Raw genomic sequence first — 21,440 nt, forward strand, 5'->3', positions numbered from 1 at the left:
CTAGACGACTTGACGTACGATCCACTGTTTAACTAGGAAAAAGCATAATTGTAAAATTGTGGATAAGGACTGCCGTTTTACTTGCCTGTTGTCCTTTTTTCACTTTGACCTGAACAACACAAATTCTGAATGTTCAGACTTGTACAGGTGACTAAAAAACAGTGATTTGACATTAGTAGAATTTATTTATGCAATGCTACTGAAAGACGATAAAAAATTCATAGCCGAAATTATGTAGAACAATAAAAAGAATAAATATAATTGAGGCAACAATAATAGAATATTTACCCTTTTTATTATTAAATGTAACCATTTAATAATAAAAAGGGTAAACGCAATTACAAATAAAACGATAAGTCCTGTAAATAAAAAATGGTATATTATTGCTCCTGAATCTCCATGAATTACCATCCATACACCTCCTTCTATCAAGAACATCGCACATCTATCACTTAATGTTAACATATAATTGGTTAAATTATGGTGATTTCTTCTTCCGTTACCCTGCCTCGTTAGCTGAATAACTTCAATAAAAATGCTTCACCCGTTCATGTTCAACGCACCCATTATGGAAAAGAGAAATAGGCTCTACTTGTTCCCTATTTCTCTTTTAAATTCATTTATCTGTAGAGATTCACTGGCTGTAAAATCCTCAATTATTTCTTGCTGACGCTCATTCCAGTTCTTCATTGGATTTTCATTTTGTTCATACTCCATTAGCTTTTCCCTCATTACAGCATGAGCATAAGAACTAAGCATATATTCATTCCAATAATCATCTTCAGAAATCCCTAATTGTTCAATTTCTTCTTGAATGCTAATCAGTACCTCTTTAACATTTTCAGCCTCTTCGTACTCCAACGTCTCTCTAGTTTCTTGAGACTTCTGCAACGCTTCCTCTTCTGAAACATTGATACCTACGTCAATTGCTCTATTGATTACTGCTACTTCATTCAATTGAACACGAAAAGCTTCTTCATCAGCTTCCTCTTTGGTTAGCCCTCGTTCATCTTGAAGCCTCTCTGCATATTTTGCATGTTCCTGTAATGAAAACTCGCTATTAACCAAACTATGCCCTTGACTATCTTGATTAACACTCGACGAGTTTCCGCTTGCCGCTAATAACAAAACAATAATTAAACTAAAAGCACTAGCACCAACTTTATTGATAATGAATCTCCCCTTTAAAAACTATTTTCTTATACAACTCTTCTGTCCAATAGTAAGACTGCTGCTTGTTCAGCAATCGCATCCGTTAGTTTAATTACTCTTTTATAGTATCTACTTCTTTTATTGCATTTGTTACATTTATCGAATTTTTATTCAATGTATGACCCTCTACAATTGAGATAAAGTATTCTTCGTTGGACAGGCTAATGAAGTTTGGTTTTTCATTAGTCTTTTCAAGAAAGATAGTATATTCGTTACCATCCATTGTGATTAGTTCCCAAGCAGCACCTATCTCCATATGAACACTTGCAGATATTTTAGAAGCATAAAATCCTTCGTCATCTTCCTTTAGTTCACCAACAAAATATATATTCTCGCTCGACTGTGCAACTAATAGTAGTTCATTCTTTGTTGTTGTAACTAAGTCAATGTTCCCTCTTATATTTTCCTTTTCAATAAAATGTCCTAACGTTTCTTCTTGAGTAGAAAAATGTCTGATTTCATCTTTAATATTTGAGGAACTTTCAGAACAACCCACTATTAGCATAAGCGTAATCACTAACAGCAAACTCACTTTAAATTTTTTAATGAAAACCGCCTCCTTTACCATACATTTAATCATAAAAAACCAATTACCTTGTTGAAGTAATGCACCCTTTCGTATTATAAGGTTAACCAGATAAGAGAATATGGTTGACCTTTTTTTATATGGTCTTATTATAGCAGTAGCCAGGGTAGAACGTCCGCCCCCGTGGGACTTAGATCCCGTCAACTAAACCGTTCACCCCCTACTGGTAGAAACATGTTTGTGGCTGGTTGGGACTTAGATCTCGTATAACAAGCGAAGCTATGATACTACTAGGAACCATTCCTGTAATGAAGGTATTTGAGGATGAAACAAAAAGAGCCCTCTTGGTACAGTACGAGGTGTCCTAAGCTTCGAAGCAAAAATGCCCCTAATTAGTAACCAAGGAGGACACAAAATCTGAAAATCTCTCAAATCACAACATCAACTCTTATCATTGGAAGTCGTATTTTTGGAGTAGAACTTATATGATTTTAACGACTGGTGGTGCGCCAATCGAAGTGATAAAGGAATACATTGAAAACCAAGGAAAAGAAGAAACGCCTAATCCCACTAAATCATAGATTTTGAAGGGGAATGCGGCGTTCATTTTTGTTCAAAATATAAAAGTTTCATAGGCGAAATTCTTAAACGATCACCTGTTTTTGCTGGATATCGTTTAAGGTGATCTATCGGATAGATTTCTTTCCTATCCTAACTCACTGTTTTTTCTCTCTCTTTTTTAATTATTGCTTTATTATTTTGCTCTTTAAAGTCTTGATTAAGTGCTTTTATCAAACCATAGCACATGATTAAGATAATGAATGTTAGTGGTAACGCACTAACAATGATAGCTGTTTGTAAACCAGCTAATCCCCCTGAAGCCATTAATACCACGGTAGAGGCTACTAAGATTAAGCCCCATGTGACCTTTACTTTGTTTGAAGGGTTTAGGTTTCCGCCAGTCGTCTGCATCCCCAAAACAAAAATTGCTGAATCTGCAGAAGTAACAAAAAAGGTTATGATAAGGGCCACCGTCAGAATGGACAGTATTATCCCAAAAGGAAATTGTTGGTAAACGTAGAATAACGCAGTTTCAATTCCTTGTCCAGATACGTTTACACCCTCGATAAATTCTAAATAAATACCTGTTCCACCAAAAACAGTAAACCATAGAGCGCAAACAAGGGATGGAATGAGGAGAACAGCCAGAATAAACTCTCGTATTGTGCGACCTTTTGAGACACGGGCGATAAACATTCCGACAAACGGAGTCCAGGAAATCCACCATGCCCAATAAAAGATTGTCCAACCTTGTGTCCAAGCCGCTTCGTTGGCATCAAAAGGAGACAATCGCAATCCCATTAATGCTACATTTTGTACATAACTGCCTAATGTTGATGTAAACATATTAAGCAGGAATAAAGTAGGACCAAGAACAAACATCGTAATAAATAGTAAAACGGCAATGGACATATTTACGTTACTTAAATACTTAATTCCTCTTGAAATACCTGTATTTGCTGAAATGATGAAGAGCACTGATATCATAGCTATAATCATGATTTGTACCATAAAGTTATTAGGAATACCTACAAGATATTCTAATCCGGCATTGATTTGAATTGATCCTAACCCTAGAGAGGCTGCTACCCCAAACAAAGTTGCAAAAACAGCCACCACATCGATCGTTTGACCGAGAGGACCTTTCACCTTTTCACCAAATACAGGATAGAGCGCGGCGCTCATTAAACCTGGTGCATTTTTTCTAAACTTTTGATAAGCAAAGGCTAACGCTACGATTGCATAGATGGCCCAAGCATGTAATCCCCAATGAAGCCATGTATACCTCATACTCAGAATGGCTGACTCCTCTGTACTTCCCTCTCCTAAAGGAGGGGCGGTAAAATGAGCAATTGGTTCAGAGACACCATAGAATAGGAGACCTATTCCCATTCCGGCAGAAAATAACATTGCAAACCAAGTGGGACGGCTGTACTCGGGTTTAGAATCAGGTTTACCAAGTTTGATTTTCCCATATTTGCTGAAAATCATAACAAAAGCAAATATAAGAAAAAAAGTAGCGACTAACTGATAAAACCAACCAAATGATTCAAGAATAAAACGTTGAACGACTGTCATTGCAGCAGCAAACTGTTCTGGTATAAGCACACCAACTAATAAAAAAATAGTAGCTATACCTACTGAAATTTTGAAAGTCGACCTATCGTTACGTTCCAAAACACATCACTTCCTTTTTCAGATCTTCTCTTAGAATTTATCCTTATGGTTCTTTAATTCTTCAATTGATTGAACATCAACAGCTGTTCCATGTTCAATCTCCTCTCTCCTATTAAAAAAACTACCTTTTTAAAGAAGGGTTTGACACGTATAACTTTAGTACAACGTGTCAAACCAGATTGATTATTCGACTTTCATACCTATTGACTCTAAGACAAAATCGTAAAATTTGGTAACGTGTTGTTCAATCGGTACTAAAATTCCGCCATTCTTGTATGCTCTTGATCCCATGTTTTCTTGACACCACTCGCACGCATCAAAATCTTGCATATTCACTCGATGGAACAATTCAACAGCATCTTCTAGATCAAAATCTGATTTTTCCATTTCTTCTGGATCAAATAACCAGTCACAAACTACTTTCGATTTCTCCGCACTAATTGGAATGATACGATGAACAATGACATGGTCCGGTGTTAAATTAATAAATCCGAGCGGAAGAATCGTTATGCCATAATATAAACGATCATCTTCTGGAAGCAATCCTTTTAGCATCGGACGATTGCCTTTGCCGCTTATTGAGAAAGCATCTAGCTCATCATTAAACACGGCTCCTCCACCGACTGAATTTTGAGTACCAATACCTGAACGGAATTCCGGAAGAGTCGCTGTTAATTCAGGATGAATAGAAGAACAATGATAACATTCTTGGAAATTTTCCACGATAAGTTTCCAATTTGCTGCTACCTCGTACTCTTTACGATGAGCGACTTTTAAATCTTGAATTTGATATCTACTAAATGTAGTAAGCTCGCCAAAACGGGCAAATATTTGCGTATCTAATTGTTGTTCAACCGGTAATGGATTTTCTGCTAGGTTCAGCCAAATCATTCCGTGCCATATTTGAAGGTGCACAGGCTCTAAGCCATAGTTTTCATTGTTAACCAACTCATCACGGCATTCACTTGTATTTGGAACTCCAAGCAAAGAACCATCAAGACCATAACTCCAAGAATGGTATGGACAACGAATAACTCCCGTTTTGCCGCAAGGGTCATTACAAAGTGTCGCTCCACGATGACGACACGCATTTATGAATGCACGAAGCACATTGTCTTTTCCTCTGACAATTAAAATATTTTCGTTCTGCACCTTTGTTGTAATGTACTGGCCTGGCTTCCCTACCTCATATTCAAAGCCAACTAAAGTCCATGTTTTAGCAAAAATCTGCTCTTTTTCTAGTTCAAAGATTTCCGGAGATGTATACAGCTCTCCTTTCAATGTTTCCTTTAATTTCCCTTTTTCACTTGCTACAGTCTGATTCATTTCCATCTGTCTTTCCTCCTTTATCGTCTAAAAAAAAATGTATTGCCGTAAAAAAACCTACTGATAGATAAAACGTTGGGGTTTGAATAAATCTATTGGATGACTGGTTTGCCCATTAATAACTAAGTCTGCTAAAACCTCCCCTACAACACTTGCAAACTTAAATCCATGCCCGGAAAATCCAGCTGCAACCGTTACTTGCGGGTGAGCCGGGTGAGCAGAAATGACAAAATGCTCATCAGGTGTGTTCGTATACATACAAGTTTTCCCTTGTAAAAAACGACCATTTAACTTTGGAATGCCTTGGGCAAGATAGCTTCTCATCATTTCTACTTCATCGTCATACACGTTTCGATCAATGGTGTCTGGAGTACAAGGTTTTCCCTTACGGAAGAAGGCGACTTTTGCTCCTTCAGCTCCTAGTGCTGAAGAAGGAAAACCATATAATTGCACATTATCTTCTGCTTCCCATATATAAATCGGCTGTTTTCCAACACGGAAGGGTTCAATTCCTCCAGTTGGCTCAAAGAACATTTGAATATGACGTTCGACTTGTAAACTTACACCTAAGTCGTTCAATAGCTGAGGTGCCCAAGCTCCTGCAGAAATAATTATTTTTCCTGCTTCATACGTTCCGTTAGCTGTCACAACACGTACACCTTCACCAGAAGGATGGGCTTCCCAGGATTGAACTGCTTCAAAGAATCGTAGGTCAGCTCCGTGTTTTTCCGCTTGAAGAAGATGACTATAGACACTTAGTTCCGGTCTGACAAATCCAGCCTTTGCTTCATATAAGGCTAGGGTATTATCAGATGGGTTAAATAACGGGAAACGTCTACGAATATCATTTGCCTCCAACACCTCATAAGCAAGATTCCACTGCTTTGCACTTTCAATGCTCCCAGATACCGTTAAGCTATCAGGAGGACCCATCATTAATCCGCCTGTTACCGTCAAAATCTCTTCTCCACTTTCTCGTTCAATCTCGTCCCATAATTCATAGGCGCGAAGCAATAAGGGAACATAAGCAGGATCTTCAAAATAAGATTGTCGAATAATCCTTGAGCCGCCATGACTCGAACCTTGATCATGTGCCGGGCCAAACTGTTCAAGCCCAAGTACCCGTTGACCTCTCTTCGCTAATTGATAAGCAGCCGTACTCCCCATTGCTCCTAAACCGATGATAATGACATCATACATTTTCGACATAGGACACCTCCTGTTTTCTCATTTTTTTATTAGACAGTCACAACAGATTCTCTGATGATTTTTGCTGTGTAACGCTCTCCAAAGTATTCAATACTTAATTCCTTGCTTGCTTTTACAGCTTCAGGTAATACCAATACATGTACAACCCCTTTGCCGAGATGATATGCATATCCAGCACTTGTGACAAAACCAACCGCTTTATCTTCATCAAATACAGGTTCATACCCCATTACAACCATTGAAGGGTCATTCAGTTCTAATGTAATTGCCAGAAGTTTCGGTCCCTCATCATTACGTTCAAGCAACGCTTCTTTTCCAATGAAAGTTTGTTTGTTAAGGTCAACCATATGATGAAGCCCTACTTCATATGGGCTATGCTCACTCCAAAAGTCTTTACCACTTCTTAACTTAAGTGATTCGATTCGAAGATTTTCAAGGGCACGATCTCCAACGGCAATGAGCTGGTATGGTTGTCCGGTTTCAACTAATCGATCCCATAATTGCAATCCTTGATCGAAAGTCGTAAATAACTCCCATCCTTCTGTACCAAGATAGGAATCATAAACAGCTAATACGGTAACATTTCCAATAAACAATTCTTTTGCTTGTCCAGGCTGCCATACCTTTGATGTAAAGGCTTCAGGAGCAAGAGATTGCATCACGTCGTTTGCCTTTGGACCGATTACACCAAGACCGCATATACCAGCTGTTACATCTTGAATCTTTACTCGGCTTGATGTTGGTAATTGTCTTTTGATCCAACTAGCTTCAACCGCTCCCGTACAAAGTACAAGGAAGGTGGAAACGCCTGTACGGATCACTCTTATTTCATCTTTTATTCCTGCTAATTCATGCAGCATTAACGTATTCGTTACTTGACCAACTGACATATCAATATTGCTTGTTGTCAGTTGTTGTAAAAATCCAACTGCGTCTTCACCGCTGATTTCGAGTCGCTTTTTGGTAGCTGTCATATCATAAAGTCCAACATATTTCCTTGTATGTAGGTGTTCAGCCTCGATCGTTGGTGACCAATACTTAGCTGCCCATCCTTTATGCTCCAAGATGTTTTTTTTATACATTGCAACAAGCGAATCATTTTCTTCATACCATTGTGGCTGTTCCCATCCAGATCTTTCGTTAAAGTAAGCCCCCAATGATTTTTGACGCAGATAATAAGGGCTCACACGCATGTCGCGTGATGTTTCTGGCGTCTCGAACGGATGATGGATATCATATATTTTTTCAAAATTTTCAATGGAACGCTTTTTATAATAAGTTGGACTTAGTGCGTATGTGTCAAAACGATTAATATCACATAACTCCAAATCAAGGGTTGGTACCCCATTAATAATCCATTCAGCCATTGCTTTCCCAACACCTGCAGACTGGGTTACCCATATAGCTTCTGCCACCCAAAATCCACGTACGTTCTGCGACTCTCCAAGCAGTGGCATTCCATCAGGCGTAAACGAGAAGATGCCGTTGATTCCTCTTTTTAAACCCGCTTGTGTTAATGCAGGAAACAATTTAAGTGAATCTTGCCATGGTTTTTCAAAATCTTCCGGTGTAAACGGCTTTACAGATGGCATTTCTTTCGTTTCGCCATATTTGGTAACTTCACGAATCTCAACAGGCAATGGACGGTGTTGATAAGAGCCAATGCCCAAACCGTTGAACACTTGACGATAATACATAGCATGATCTTGATCACGGATAAGAGGAGCTGTTACTTCTTCTGTTTCGTCAGCTAATTCCTGTAAATCATTCGTAAACACATATTGATGTGCCAGTGGTTGAAGAGGAATCGTCACACCTGCCATCTCCCCAATACGAGGTCCCCAAAATCCTGCACAGCAAATAACGATATCCGCTTCAAATCTTCCAGCCGTTGTTTCAACCGCTTTTATTTGGCTATCTACAACATCAATGGCGGTTACTTCTGTGTGACTATAAAATACCGCGCCTTGAGATATAGAAAATTCAGCCATTTTTTCATTAGCACGAAGCGGTTTGGCTATTCCATCTGACGGTACATATAGTCCGCCATAAATATTTTCCGAATTGATGAGTGAACACTTTTCCTCACATTCTTCTGGTGAAAGAATAAATGATTCCATTCCCCACGATGCAGCTAACCCTGCCTTACGTTTCAAATCCTCTAACCGTTCGGGAGTACTAGCCACTTCAATACTTCCAACAGAATAAAAAGATGGGTTTTCGTCAGAGCTTAACTCTTTAAAACATTCGACTGTTTGATTGGCCAAGGTTGTTAATAGCTTTGAAGGATTAAGTTGAAACACAAGTCCAGGGGCATGCGATGTCGACCCCCCTGTTTCAAATAATGGTCCTTGCTCAATGACCGTAATGTTTTGTTGACCCATTTTGCTTAAATAGTAGGCAGTGCTGCATCCAACAACACCTGCTCCAATGATGACAATTTTCTTTTGATCCATAACGCGGCATCCCTCTCCCTCTTGCTTATTACAAAATTAATTTGTTGAGGGAATTATAACTCCAATACTCAGAAGATTTAAATAATTAAAGTCAGAAAATTTAACACATAATTTTTAAGCTCTTTTTTTCTAATCGTTCGTAAAATGACCCTTTTTTTTCTTGTATAGCTCAAATAAACAGCAATTTCACAGGGATAACGAACTTTTTTCAGGATGGAATTTTCTACAAGTTAACTTAGCTTGTTTTGGTTTGATGGAGGGAGCAGGAAAAACTAGTTGGTTGATCATGAATTTGCATCTAAGGATCGAAACGTAATTATGCCAATATGAGCTTCTCATTTTTTGGTAGAGTGGATCCTTTACCGAATTAGACAAACACGCATGCTACTATATCAACTCCGTTCTTCCATAGTATATTTTTCGTAACTATATGATTTCAAAGTGCGTACTTATTTTTTGTCAGCATCTCATCTACACTAAAAACCATATCAACTAAACTACATTATTAAGAAGTAAACATTTTATGGCACTTCAGTTAGCTTTAGATCTTGTAAACATTCTAGTAAAAGAGGTTCAGAAGCATATTGATGTTGTAGAAATGAGAACACCTGTTGTGATTAACGAAGGTCTTCGTGCGGTTAAAGAAATCAAAGAAGCTCTTCCTTCTTTAAGAGTGTTGGCTGATTAAAAATTATGGACGCTGGTGCTTATGTGGTGTCATGTACTTTTGGCGATGAGAATGAAGGAAATGAGGAATCTTGAATGTTTAAAAGGCTATTTTCCAACGAAAGGACATTAGAGAAAATTGTAAACCTCCCCCCATTAAAAACGACCCATTTAAATTCTAATAATGCACTACATTTTTTATCGATTCTAATTGATTTGCGTGTAGAAAATATCAAAATCGGTATTCGTAACTATTCAATGACTTATTGGGACCAATTAGATATTACAACTTGCATAGCAGAAGAAAAGAAAAGTGTGCTTTTGAATAAGATAGAGTTAAATTTGGAAGCAGACACTCACGATATAGATTTCCAGTGGAAGGATGAAGTAACTTTCATGTTATCCATATATAATAAAAGGATTTCTGGGATCGTTGGAGTCATTCTCATTGGTGAAATCCCTATCAATAAGAAACCACTTCTCATTTCTAGCTCCAAGGCCAATACAGCGGACTGAAAATAAGACTTATTGTTGTAAGGAATTACGTGTATTGTGAGTCCATCCCATTTGTGTATTTACAAAATAAATATCGATTACTCATACCAACCTGAATGTAGATAGGTTGCTGAATCAAAAATAAATTTATAATAGGCTAAATCTTTCAAAGGTGAAACTCCGATTATAAAACATGGTAGATATTGTCGAAGTTGTACTAAAGAGGCGGATTTCATGTATCTTTTAAAAAACTTTTTCTAACAGTATACTTTTAGTCACTATATGATATTAAAGTGCGTACTTACTTTATTGAAAAATATAACCTAGAATAAGTTATAGAAACATCATAATAAAAATTCAAATGAGGAGTGAAGGAAGATATGAAACTTCAATTAGCATTGGATCTTGTCAATATTCCAGAGGCAAAGGAAGTAGTAAATGAGGTACAGGAGTATGTTGAAATTGTAGAGATTGGTACACCAGTTGTCATTAATGAAGGGCTTAGAGCTGTAAAAGAAATCAAAGAAGCGTTTCCTTCTTTACAAGTATTAGCCGATTTAAAAATCATGGATGCAGGTGCATATGAAGTGATGAAGGCATCTGAAGCTGGTGCTGATATTATTACTGTACTTGGAGCAACTGATGATGCAACAATCAAAGGGGCTGTGGAAGAAGCTAAAAAACAAGGGACACAAATTCTTGTCGATATGATTAATGTAAAAGACTTAGAACAGCGTGCATATGAAGTGGATGCACTTGGTGTGGATTATATTTGCGTTCACACAGGCTATGATCTTCAAGCAGCTGGTGAAAACCCTTTTGAACAGCTTCAAGCCATTAAGCGTGTCGTAAAGAATGCAAAAACAGCAGTAGCAGGCGGGATTAAATTAGACACACTTCCAGAAGTGGTACAATCACAGCCTGATCTTGTGATTGTAGGCGGTGGTATTACAGGACAAGAAGATAAAAAGGCAGTTGCTGCTCAAATGCAAAGAGTAATTAAACAAGAAACTTTTGCATGAGAAGAGGAAAATCATTATGCAGACAACTCAATATCTCACTGAAATCATAAAAGAATTAAATCGTACCGCTGACTTACTAACTGCTGACTTACTAACTAATGAAGAAGCTGAGAAAATGGTAGACCATGTCCTTGAATCAAAGAAAATTTTTGTGGCTGGTGCAGGGCGATCTGGATTTATGGCTAAGTCCTTTGCAATGCGAATGATGCATATGGGTTTAGATCCTTATGTAGTAGGCGAATCCGTCACCCCTAACTTAGAAAAGGACGACATTTTGATTATTGGATCCGGATCAGGAGAAACGAAAAGTTTAATATCGATGGCTGAAAAAGCAAAAAGCTTAGGTGCAACCGTAGCGCTTGTGACCATTTTTCCTGAATCAACGCTTGGAAAAGTAGCCGATATTTCTATTAAATTACCTGCCAAATCTAAGGCCGAAACAGACAGTGAATTTAACACCATACAGCCAATGGGATCATTATTTGAACAAACGCTCCTATTATTCTTTGATGCCATTGTCTTAAGAGCTATGGAGAAAAAGGGATTGAATTCCGAAACTATGTTTGGCAGACATGCCAATCTTGAGTAGAAAAAGAAATTTTGGTTAGATCTTAGATAAAGTAGTAAAAAGGCTCCGGACTTAATAAAAAATCCGGAGCCTTTTCAATGCAACATAATAGTTTCGTATATTTATATATATCTAATCTCCTGCTTTAAACTCACTTTTGATAAGTCTCATAACATGCTGTTTATATTTTCAGCAAGAATTGAGTTATTTAAATAAACCAGACTAAAACTGAGCTAAGCCGTTATATAGAAGAAAAAGATTTTTCAATTGATTAATTCAATTTTTTCTACCCTTTGTTTCATAACAGTCTCCTTATGGTGTTTTCCCCATTCGTACATAGAATCAAGAATCGGCATCAGAGTTTTTCCTTTTTCACTAAGTGAATATTCCACTTTGGGTGGAACAACGGGATAAACTTTACGCTCAACAATGAAGTCTTTTTCCAACTCTCGCAACTGATTAGCAAGCATTTTTGGGGTAATATCTGGGATAACAGACTTCAGTTCACTGAATCGTTTCGTTCCCTCTTTACCCAAGTACCATAAAATAGGTAACTTCCATTTACCTCCAATAATAGAAAGTGTTAACTCCTTTTCACAGTTAAACATCTTATCACAAGTATTATACCCCATGTGTTTCCCCCCTAGGAAAAATAACTAACAATATGTCTTTTTCGAAACTACTATATTATTAATTCATTTTAAATTGTTTTTTTTAATTACATTACAATTATGTCAGAGTTCCTAACATAAATTTATGTATTCCGGCCAAAAGATCAGATAACAGATGGGTTTAAAGAAGTGTACCATTGATGGAAAGCAGGAGAGATAACAGCTGTGAAGTCCATGTAGGAAGTAGGTCTAAAAAAGACGACCTTTTATAAATCTGTCAGGGAGGATGAAGAAGGAGCACAAAAATAAATCTATATAATAGGAAGAAACTCGTCAAAATATTAACATCTGTCGGTCACTGTCGGTCAGCAGCTGCTTTTTCATCTCCCCGTGTTTAAAGGGTGATTTGCATCCAAAACAGCTTACCTTGAGAAAATAATGAAAAAAAGAAAGGCGATCAAAAAAGTAACCCTCCATATCAACCGGAACAAAGGGTTACTTTTTGAAAAACAATATAACTGTATACTTAAAACGCTTTGTTTTTAATACACATCACGTTGATAACGCCCTTGCTTCTGCATATGTTTAAGATACGCTTCAGCTGCATCGCGGGCCATCGCGCCTTCTTTTTCAATAACAGTAATGAGCGCATCGTTAACGTCTTTCGCCATATGTTTCTTATCCCCACAAACGTAGACATACGCTCCTTTTTCAATCCATTCAAACAATTCTTTGCTATGTTCGAGCATTTTATGTTGCACATAAATTTTTTGAGACGTATCACGGGAGAAGGTAGTATCAAGTCTTGTCAATACCCCATCTTGTTGATATTTTTCCAACTCATTTTGATAAAGGAAATCTGACGCTGCATGCCGGTCTCCAAAAAATAGCCATGACCGGCCAGTAGCTTTATTCACTGCTCGTTCTTGGATAAAAGAACGGAATGGTGCAATGCCTGTCCCAGGCCCAACCATTATAATATCTTCATCTTGAGACTCTGGCAAATAGAAGTGTTTATTTGCTTGAACAAAGACTGGAAGCGTATCTCCTTCTTGAACACGTTCTGCACATAAAACAGAACAAACGCCTTTTCGATCACGTCCGTGCGCCGTGTAGCGTACAGCACCGATGGTTAGATGAACTTCATCTGGATTAGCAGCAATACTGCTTGCAATAGAATAGAGACGCGGTGTCATTTTTCTTAATAATGAGACGATTTCTTGGGCAGAAGCCTTCCATGGACCAAAATCACGTAACATATCAAGTAAATCACGCCCATAACAATATTCCTTTAGTTGAATTACATTTTCAACCAGCACAAGCTTTTGCAGCTCTTCGTTTTCTGAAAATACAGCTGCCTGTTGTAAAATCTTCTTCGTCAGCAGTGTAATTTCAAAGTAGCTTATTAACGCTTCCTTCAGTGGCAGTGTCTCACCTTGCTTACTAACAGTTACAACCGCTTCTTCATCCCATTCCATTTCCTTAATAAGAGAAGCCACAAGCTCTGGATCATTTGATGGGTTAACGCCAAGTGCATCACCTGGGACATAAGAAAGGCCTGACCCTTGTAATGATAACTCAATATGCCTTGTTTCCTTACTAGAGCCAGCTCCATTTAAATTAATATTTTTTAAAATCTTTGCTTGAAATGGATTGGTCCTTGAAAATGGGAGTTTCTCACTTTTGGCTTTTTTACAATCTTCTAAATTAAGTTTCATAGCTCTTACCTCCAAAGGTAGTATATATAGCACCATAATGTGATCGAATTTGACTGTACGACTTCTTTACGAAGAAAAAACATATCCAAAACATAGCCAACATACCCCATTTAACATTCGATACGAGCTCTGTTCTATCAATGTCCCTTTAAGCTTTTCTTTTTAATTTAATCGTCCCACTGTGCACATGCAGTTGAACTTAAGGTTTCTCCAATAAGAAAGCCACGTTCAGCTGTATAATCAATTTCGACCTCTTCATCTAAATAACGTTTCGTAAAACGATCCATTCGAATCGGGATCCCCTCGTACTCAATAATCGTATCGTTTCGTCGCGGTTCATCAAAAACTAGCGTAAACTTAACAGTCATCCCGCATCCCCCAGCTATATCAGCGTCAATTCGAGGAGATTCTTCGTCCTTGAACACTATTTCTTTTAGCTGTTTCAACGCCACCTCTGTTAACGTAATAACCATCGGATTCTCTCCTTCTCACCAGTGTCCTACCTTTTAATATTACACATTCGCTTTTGCTGCACGGACCTGTTCATCTGCATGGTAGGAAGAGCGAACGAGCGGGCCTGCTTCACAGTGACTAAACCCTTTTAACAATGCAATTTCCTTTAATTCATTAAACTCCTGTGGACTCCAATATTTTTGTACGTTTAAATGACGTTTCGTTGGCTGTAAATATTGACCAATTGTCATAATATCAACATCGTTAGCACGAAGGTCCTCCATCGTTTCTATGATTTCTTCTTTCGTTTCTCCAAGACCAATCATCATGCTTGATTTCGTTGGAATATTGGCATTCATTTGTTTTGCACGTCTCAAAAACTCAAGCGAACGTTCATATGTTGCACGTGCACGAACTGTCGGCGATAAGCGTCTGACGGTTTCTATGTTATGATTTAAAATGTCTGGTTTTGCATCCATTAATGTTTTTAAGTTGTCATATTCTCCACCCATATCAGATGGAAGGACTTCAATACTGCAAAATGGAGTGCGACTCCTCACCTCTCGTACCGTCTCCGCAAAAACTCCAGCCCCACCGTCTTTTAGGTCATCCCGGGCAACGGCCGTAATCACGACATGCTTTAAGCCCATTTGCTCCACTGATTCTGCCACACGTTTTGACTCTTCCCAATCAAGCTCTGTCGGAAGCCCTGTTTGAACCGCACAGAATCGGCAAGCACGTGTACATATACTTCCTAAAATCATAAAGGTTGCCGTTTTGCGTACAGCCCAGCATTCATGAATATTAGGGCATTTTGCTTCTTCACAAACCGTATGAAGCTTTTTTTCACGCATCATTTTTTTTAGGCCTGTATACTGTTCATTGGTATTTAATTTAATTTTGAGCCACTCCGGTTTACGGACATAATCGATGGTCATATCTTTCACTCCTATGAACGAAACATAAAATTGGCTTAAATCAGTGGGGGATGCTCCCCCCACACTGATGGAAGATTTATTTTATGCCTTTACAGTTTCTTTTTCTTTCTCTACCGCTTCCTCTTTTGTATAACGCAAGATAGGTTGTCTTGCTGCTTGAACTTCGTCCAATCGGCCAATGACCGTGGTATGTGGTGCCTCTAATACGATACCTGGATTTTCTTCCACTTCTTTAGCGATTTGAATCATCACATCAGCAAAGGCATCCATTGTTTCTTTTGACTCTGTTTCGGTCGGTTCAATCATTAAACATTCCTCTACATTTAAAGGAAAGTAGATTGTTGGTGGATGGTAGCCGAAATCAAGCAGACGTTTAGCCATATCAAGTGTTCTCACACCGAGCTTTTTCTGTCTAGATCCGGATAACACGAATTCATGCTTACAAATTTGGGAATATGGTGCATCAAAATACGGTTCAAGCTTTTTGCGAAGGTAATTCGCATGAACCACTGCCCCTTCAGATACTTGACGCAATCCTTCAGGACCCATCGTGCGAATATAGGTGTACGCACGAACCAAAATACCAAAGTTCCCATAATACCCCTTTACACGGCCGATAGAGAGCGGGTGACTAGAGTTCAACACAAATTTCTCACCGTCTTTTTCAATACGCGGTACTGGTAAGTACGGAATAAGTTTCTTTTTCACACCGACAGGACCAGCTCCGGGACCTCCTCCGCCATGAGGCGTTGTAAACGTCTTATGAAGATTTAAATGTACGATGTCAAAGCCCATTTTCCCTGGTGTTGTTTTCCCTAAAATCGCATTAGCATTCGCGCCGTCATAGTAAAGTAATCCGCCTGCTTCATGAACAACTTTAGCGATTTCTACAATTTCTTTTTCAAACAACCCAAGTGTATTAGGGTTTGTTAGCATCAATGCAGCTGTATCATCGTCAACATGCTTCTTTAATTCTTCTAAGTCCACCAAACCATTTTCATTGGATGGGATGGTGACCGTTTTAAAACCAGCAACGGTGGCACTCGCAGGATTTGTACCGTGCGCTGAGTCCGGAACCAATACCTTCGTTCTTTTTTCTCTTTTCTGTTCAAGATAGGCCTTTACCATCATTAAACCGGTCCATTCTCCTTGAGCCCCTGCAGAAGGCTGTAACGTCACCGCATCCATGCCTGTGATTTCAGCCAATTCTTCCTGCAATTCATATAAAAGCTCTAGTGCACCCTGTACCGTTTCAGCTGGCTGATATGGATGGATGCGGCTAAAGCCTTCGAAGCGTGCCACATCTTCGTTAATTTTCGGGTTGTATTTCATCGTACAAGAACCAAGCGGGTAGAAACCATTATCAATCCCGTGGTTTTTATTAGAAAGTGCTGTGTAATGGCGCACAAGCTGAAGCTCTGATACTTCCGGGAGTTCCGCAGGCAAATCACGAATCAAATGCTTCAAAAACTTATCATGTAAATCAATGCCTTCTACGTCACTTTCCGGAAGGCTTGAACCGACACGCCCTGGACGACTGATTTCAAAGATTAGCTCATTGTATTCAACCATTTACAACCGCCTCCAATATCTGTACAAATTGGTCAATCTCTTCTTTTGTTCGCTGTTCAGTCACCGCAATGAGCATTTGATTGTCAAAGCCGTAATCACTTCCTAAGTCAAATCCTCCGATGATTCCTGCCTCAAGCAATTTTGCGTTGACCTCCTTGACCGAACAAGGAAGCTCGACCACAAATTCATTAAAGAATGGTGCTTGATTCTTAACAATAAAGTTCTTCTTTTGAAGACATCTTGCCATGTAATCGGCTTTCTCAACATTTAGCTGTGCCATATGTCGAATTCCTTGCTTTCCAAGTGCTGTCATGCAGATGGCAGATGCAAGAGCGTTTAATGCCTGATTGGAACAAATATTGGATGATGCGTTATCACGGCGAATATGTTGCTCACGTGCTTGCAGGGTTAGCACAAATCCACGTTTTCCTTGGTCATCTGTCGTTTGTCCCACAATGCGTCCCGGTACTTTACGCATAAATTTTTTTTGAACCGCAAAATAACCACAGTGCGGACCCCCAAAGGCCATTGGTATTCCTAGAGACTGCATATCACCGGTGACAATATCGGCCCCAAGTTTACCTGGTGCCTGCAAAAGCGCTAGTGCCAGCGGGTTGGCACTGACGATGAAAAGCGCTCCTTTTGCCTCTGCAATTTTCTTCACCTCTGCTAAATCTTCAATAGAACCAAAGAAATTTGGGTATTGAACAATAACAGCCGCAGTATCCTCTTCCATTTGTTCTTGTAGTTTTTCTAAGTCTGTAACATCATCAACAAGATTCACTTCTTCCACTGTATATCCTTGTCCACCTGCTACCGTATTTAAAATGGCGCGGGATTCAGGATGAACGGCCTTTGATACAAGTACTCTTGAACATTTTGTTGAGGCAACAGCAAGTGAAGCAGCTTCGGCAAGTGATGTAAAGCCATCGTACATCGAAGAATTGGCTACATCCATTCCTGTCAGCTCACAAACCATGGTTTGGAACTCAAAAATGGCTTGTAACTCACCTTGGCTGATTTCCGGTTGATAGGGTGTATAAGCCGTGTAAAATTCAGAGCGTGAAATCATATGATTGACCACACTTGGAATGTAATGATCATATGTACCCGCACCAAGAAAAGTCAGGTAGTTGTTAGCATTTTTATTTCGCGAAGCAAGCTGGTGCATTTTTTTCAAAAGAAGCGGTTCAGGAACGGCTTTTGGAATGTTTAGCTCACCATCTAAACGAAGTTCAGATGGTATGTCTTCAAATAACTCATCTATAGAAGAAATGTTCAAAAAAGCGAGCATTTCTTCTTGATCTTGTTTCGTATCAGGAAGATATCTATAAGTGTTTGTCATCTTATTCCTCTCCTTCATTGATAAATGCTTGGTACTCACCTTCATTTAGAAGCGATACTAACTCTTCTGGATTGGATATTTCCACTTCTACTAACCAACCTGCTTCATACGGATTTTCATTGATTGCCTCAGGAGTATCGTTTAACTCCTCGTTTACACGAACAACTGTACCTGATACTGGAGCGTAAAGTTCAGAAACTGCTTTAACGGATTCGATTGTTCCCATTGGTTCATCCACTTTTACTTCATCACTAACTGCTGGACTCTCAACAAAAACAATATCCCCTAACTGCTTTTGTGCATAATCAGAAATTCCAATTCGTACTCGATTTCCGTCTAATTGTAGTACCCACTCATGTTCCTCGCTATATAATAAGTTTGCTATTGCACTTGTCATTGTTTTTTCTTCCTTTCACTTTGGGTTTTAATATTTTTATAATTTCGAAAATTCATTACCTGTAACGTGCTTGTCGATTTGCCGTCTTTGTAAAGAAGAGACTGACAAGTACGTATCTTCAAACAATGCTCGCTATAATCTACTAAAAATTTCATGAACCCCTTTTATAGAACGGTGTTTTTACAACAATGGCATCAATCATTTTTTTGCGCACTTCAACCTTTAGCTGCGTTCCCACTTCAGCATGCTCTGCCGATACAAGCGCAAGACCTAAGCTTTTCTTCAAAAACAGGGAACGGGTTCCGGATGTAATAAAGCCAATTTCCTCTTCACCCGCTGAAAATACCTTGTACCCGTGACGAGGAATTCCCCTGCCTGTCACTTCAATCCCTACTAATTTTCGTTTTAATCCTTCTTCTTTTTGAGCTGTAAGGATGTCTTTGCCGATAAAATGACTTTCTTTGTTCGTTTTGACGGCAAAACCGATTCCTGCTTCAAGCGGACTGATATCGTTTGTGAGCTCTTGTCCATATAACGCAAGCCTTGCTTCAAAACGAAGCGTGTCACGTGCACCAAGTCCACATGGTTTTAATCCATTTTCCTTCCCTGCTTCTAGAAGCTTCTCCCAAAGGGCTTCCGCCTGATCTGCCGCTAAATAAAGTTCAAATCCATCTTCCCCTGTGTACCCTGTACGGGATACGAGAACGTCTGTAACCCCATCCAGATTGACGAATTGAGCAAATTGGAAAAAGCCAATTTCTGCTAAGTCTGTTTCTGTTAAGCTTTGTAAAATACCTTCTGCCTTTGGACCTTGAAGGGCGAGCTGGGCCATGTCACCTGAAATATTTTGAATCGTTACATCTCCTTTTACATGCTGATCCATCCACTCATAATCTTTTTCAATATTTGCTGCGTTAATTACGAGTAGATATTTTTCATTTGCTAATTTGTAAACAAGTAAGTCATCTACCGTACCACCGTCTGGATAACACATAGTTGTATACTGAGCTTGATTGATACGAAGCTTTGTTACATCGTTTGTTACAAGGTAGTTAATATAGCTTTCTGCATCTTTCCCTGTAACCAACACCTCTCCCATATGAGAGACGTCAAAGAGTCCTGCTTCCTTTCGGACAGCCTCATGTTCTTCTAAAATGCTAGAAAACTGTACCGGAAGTTCCCACCCCCCAAAATCAATAACCTTTGCACCATATTTTTTATATGTTTCAAAAAGCGGCGTTTTCTTTAATCCTGTTTCTGTACTCATGGATACACCTCCGATTGCGGCTTCTTATGAAATAACTGTTCTTTTACCTTTTTACCTGTTTCGGTCATCGCAAGACCTCCAAGTGCGGTTTCCCGTAGTGTCCGCGGCATTTCTTTTCCGACCTTATACATCGCTTCAATGACTTCATCACATGGAATGCGGCTTTCAATACCAGCAAGGGCTAAATCAGCAGCTGAAAAGGCAATGGATGTTCCTATGACATTTCGCTTAATGCAAGGCACTTCAACAAGTCCTGCGACCGGATCGCAAACTAGACCTAAGAGTGACTTCATAGCAATGGCTGTCGCATTCACGGCTTGCTTTGGTGTACCTCCTTTTAGCTCTACAATTGTTCCTGCTGCCATAGCCGTTGCAGATCCTACTTCTGCTTGACACCCGCCGGCTGCACCTGAAATAAAGGAACGATTCGCAATCACATAACCAAGCATACTAGCCGTAAACAAGCCCATGACTAAGTCTTTATAAGAAGCCCCCTCATTTTTATGCAATGAAAATAATACACCGGGCAAAATACCGGCTGCCCCAGCTGTTGGAGTAGCCACAATAACGCCCATTCGTGCATTGCTTTCAGAGGTTGCCAGAGAGAAAGTCATTGCATCGCTAATATAATTTCCAGACAGTGTTTTACCTTGATTTATATAGTCGTACATTTTCACAGCATCACCGCCGGAAATACCACTTGGCGCAGTCGAGGCATCTTTTATCCCGGTATCAACGGCTTCTTTCATTTTGATCAATCGTTCTTCCATCATACTAATAATGGTTTCTTCATCTTTTCCCGACTTTTTCGCTTCCATCATCAGCATCACTTCACCAATGGTTCTTTGCTCACTCTTGCAAGCTTCAATCAGCTCTTCCATGGACTGAATTTCCATTATATTACCCCCATAAGTAATTTCCTTCTTAGCTGATACTGATTGGCAAGTGCGGCAAAGTCATCGCCAGCGCTTAGGCGAATATCTATCATCTCTTCGTCAATCATAAAAATTTTAGATAAACCGCCACCAAGCGATACACCACCTACTTTTACCATACATTCCCCACGCTTTGCCGTAACGACCGTTGTATTTGGGTGGTCATATTCTAAACAACTGTCTTCAAGATAGAATTCGTAACATAGTCCATATTGTTTGATCATCTCGACTGCATATCTAATCCGAGAATCATCTGTATCCATACCTAGCAATCCACCAATAAGGGCTTTATCAGTTCCATGTCCTTGATATGTTTCTGCAAAGGAATCATAGAAAATAATTTCAGCCTCTTCTGGACATCCTCCCAATAGCTCGTAAATAAACCTGCCGATGGATACGACACCTGCTGTATGAGAACTTGATGGTCCTACCATAATCGGGCCAATAATATCAAAACAACTTTGAAACTTCATGATAATGCTCCTT

20 protein-coding genes and 1 pseudogene are annotated in these 21,440 nt (G+C 39.1%); 5 read left to right on the forward strand and 16 right to left on the reverse strand.

Translation table 11 applies throughout. The features are described from left to right. Positions 1 to 588: 588 nt before the first annotated feature. Both AC1FXP_RS13125 and AC1FXP_RS13130 read right to left on the reverse strand, forming a co-directional pair. Positions 589 to 1,068: a hypothetical protein gene (locus AC1FXP_RS13125; protein WP_480062071.1), complete on the reverse strand. Its 480-nt coding sequence runs from the start codon at positions 1,066 to 1,068 to the stop codon at positions 589 to 591. 196 nt (positions 1,069 to 1,264) lie between these two features. Further along, positions 1,265 to 1,942, reverse strand: coding sequence for a hypothetical protein (locus AC1FXP_RS13130; RefSeq protein WP_480062073.1), 678 nt, complete (start codon positions 1,940 to 1,942; stop codon positions 1,265 to 1,267). Positions 1,943 to 2,178: 236 nt separating this feature from the next. Between AC1FXP_RS13130 and AC1FXP_RS13135 the strand changes: the two genes are divergently transcribed. Further along, positions 2,179 to 2,319, forward strand: coding sequence for a transposase (locus AC1FXP_RS13135; protein WP_480062450.1), 141 nt, complete (start codon positions 2,179 to 2,181; stop codon positions 2,317 to 2,319). A gap of 130 nt (positions 2,320 to 2,449) precedes the next feature. Here AC1FXP_RS13135 and AC1FXP_RS13140 read toward each other — a convergent pair whose 3' ends face one another. The 4 genes from AC1FXP_RS13140 to AC1FXP_RS13155 all read right to left on the reverse strand — a co-directional run bounded on the left by AC1FXP_RS13140 (position 2,450) and on the right by AC1FXP_RS13155 (position 8,967). Next, positions 2,450 to 3,976, reverse strand: coding sequence for a glycine betaine uptake BCCT transporter (locus AC1FXP_RS13140; RefSeq protein ID WP_480062075.1), 1,527 nt, complete (start codon positions 3,974 to 3,976; stop codon positions 2,450 to 2,452). Positions 3,977 to 4,159: 183 nt separating this feature from the next. Beyond that, positions 4,160 to 5,308 (reverse strand): aromatic ring-hydroxylating oxygenase subunit alpha, encoded by a 1,149-nt coding sequence (locus AC1FXP_RS13145; protein WP_480062077.1) that lies wholly within the window; start codon positions 5,306 to 5,308, stop codon positions 4,160 to 4,162. Between the two features lie 51 nt (positions 5,309 to 5,359). After that, the gene (solA, locus tag AC1FXP_RS13150; protein WP_480062079.1) at positions 5,360 to 6,511 is read right to left on the reverse strand and encodes an N-methyl-L-tryptophan oxidase; all 1,152 of its coding nucleotides are present in this window, start codon (positions 6,509 to 6,511) and stop codon (positions 5,360 to 5,362) included. 29 nt (positions 6,512 to 6,540) lie between these two features. Beyond that, the gene (locus AC1FXP_RS13155) at positions 6,541 to 8,967 is read right to left on the reverse strand and encodes a GcvT family protein (protein ID WP_480062081.1); all 2,427 of its coding nucleotides are present in this window, start codon (positions 8,965 to 8,967) and stop codon (positions 6,541 to 6,543) included. A 523-nt stretch (positions 8,968 to 9,490) separates the two neighbouring features. Between AC1FXP_RS13155 and AC1FXP_RS13160 the strand changes: the two are divergent. The 4 genes and pseudogenes from AC1FXP_RS13160 to hxlB all read left to right on the forward strand — a co-directional run. Then, positions 9,491 to 9,684, forward strand: a pseudogene (locus AC1FXP_RS13160) (orotidine 5'-phosphate decarboxylase / HUMPS family protein); the annotation flags it as partial. Between the two features lie 45 nt (positions 9,685 to 9,729). Continuing rightward, entirely contained in the window at positions 9,730 to 10,149 is a 420-nt protein-coding gene (locus AC1FXP_RS13165; RefSeq protein WP_480062083.1) for a hypothetical protein, read from the forward strand. Positions 10,150 to 10,508: 359 nt separating this feature from the next. Then, positions 10,509 to 11,150, forward strand: coding sequence for a 3-hexulose-6-phosphate synthase (hxlA, locus tag AC1FXP_RS13170; RefSeq protein ID WP_480062085.1), 642 nt, complete (start codon positions 10,509 to 10,511; stop codon positions 11,148 to 11,150). Positions 11,151 to 11,166: 16 nt separating this feature from the next. After that, positions 11,167 to 11,739 carry a 6-phospho-3-hexuloisomerase gene (hxlB, locus tag AC1FXP_RS13175; RefSeq protein WP_480062087.1) on the forward strand — a complete coding sequence of 191 codons (573 nt, stop codon included), beginning with the start codon at positions 11,167 to 11,169 and terminating at the stop codon, positions 11,737 to 11,739. Positions 11,740 to 11,981: 242 nt separating this feature from the next. Here hxlB and AC1FXP_RS13180 read toward each other — a convergent pair whose 3' ends face one another. From AC1FXP_RS13180 to AC1FXP_RS13225, 10 genes are all read right to left on the reverse strand, one after another. Further along, entirely contained in the window at positions 11,982 to 12,350 is a 369-nt protein-coding gene (locus AC1FXP_RS13180) for a winged helix-turn-helix transcriptional regulator (RefSeq protein WP_480062089.1), read from the reverse strand. Positions 12,351 to 12,871: 521 nt separating this feature from the next. Beyond that, the gene (locus AC1FXP_RS13185) at positions 12,872 to 14,047 is read right to left on the reverse strand and encodes a sulfite reductase subunit alpha (protein WP_480062091.1); all 1,176 of its coding nucleotides are present in this window, start codon (positions 14,045 to 14,047) and stop codon (positions 12,872 to 12,874) included. Between the two features lie 167 nt (positions 14,048 to 14,214). Then, positions 14,215 to 14,520, reverse strand: coding sequence for an iron-sulfur cluster biosynthesis family protein (locus AC1FXP_RS13190; RefSeq protein ID WP_480062093.1), 306 nt, complete (start codon positions 14,518 to 14,520; stop codon positions 14,215 to 14,217). 39 nt (positions 14,521 to 14,559) lie between these two features. Continuing rightward, on the reverse strand, positions 14,560 to 15,438 hold the full coding sequence (lipA, locus tag AC1FXP_RS13195) for a lipoyl synthase (RefSeq protein ID WP_480062095.1): 879 nt from the start codon (positions 15,436 to 15,438) through the stop codon (positions 14,560 to 14,562). A gap of 81 nt (positions 15,439 to 15,519) precedes the next feature. Further along, positions 15,520 to 17,010: an aminomethyl-transferring glycine dehydrogenase subunit GcvPB gene (gene gcvPB, locus AC1FXP_RS13200; RefSeq protein ID WP_480062097.1), complete on the reverse strand. Its 1,491-nt coding sequence runs from the start codon at positions 17,008 to 17,010 to the stop codon at positions 15,520 to 15,522. Next, entirely contained in the window at positions 17,003 to 18,355 is a 1,353-nt protein-coding gene (gene gcvPA / locus AC1FXP_RS13205) for an aminomethyl-transferring glycine dehydrogenase subunit GcvPA (RefSeq protein WP_480062099.1), read from the reverse strand. Before gcvPA ends, gcvPB begins: the two co-directional genes overlap by 8 nt. Position 18,356: 1 nt before the next feature. Continuing rightward, on the reverse strand, positions 18,357 to 18,752 hold the full coding sequence (gene gcvH, locus AC1FXP_RS13210; protein WP_480062101.1) for a glycine cleavage system protein GcvH: 396 nt from the start codon (positions 18,750 to 18,752) through the stop codon (positions 18,357 to 18,359). Between the two features lie 151 nt (positions 18,753 to 18,903). After that, a complete protein-coding gene (gene gcvT, locus AC1FXP_RS13215) occupies positions 18,904 to 20,019 on the reverse strand; it encodes a glycine cleavage system aminomethyltransferase GcvT (RefSeq protein ID WP_480062103.1) in 1,116 nt (371 codons plus the stop codon). Next, positions 20,016 to 20,915, reverse strand: coding sequence for an L-serine ammonia-lyase, iron-sulfur-dependent, subunit alpha (gene sdaAA, locus AC1FXP_RS13220; protein WP_480062105.1), 900 nt, complete (start codon positions 20,913 to 20,915; stop codon positions 20,016 to 20,018). Before sdaAA ends, gcvT begins: the two co-directional genes overlap by 4 nt. After that, a complete protein-coding gene (locus tag AC1FXP_RS13225) occupies positions 20,915 to 21,427 on the reverse strand; it encodes a serine dehydratase beta chain (RefSeq protein ID WP_480062107.1) in 513 nt (170 codons plus the stop codon). Before AC1FXP_RS13225 ends, sdaAA begins: the two co-directional genes overlap by 1 nt. Positions 21,428 to 21,440: the final 13 nt, after the last annotated feature.

It is taken from the genome of Halalkalibacter sp. HAAS-P013, assembly GCF_056619925.1.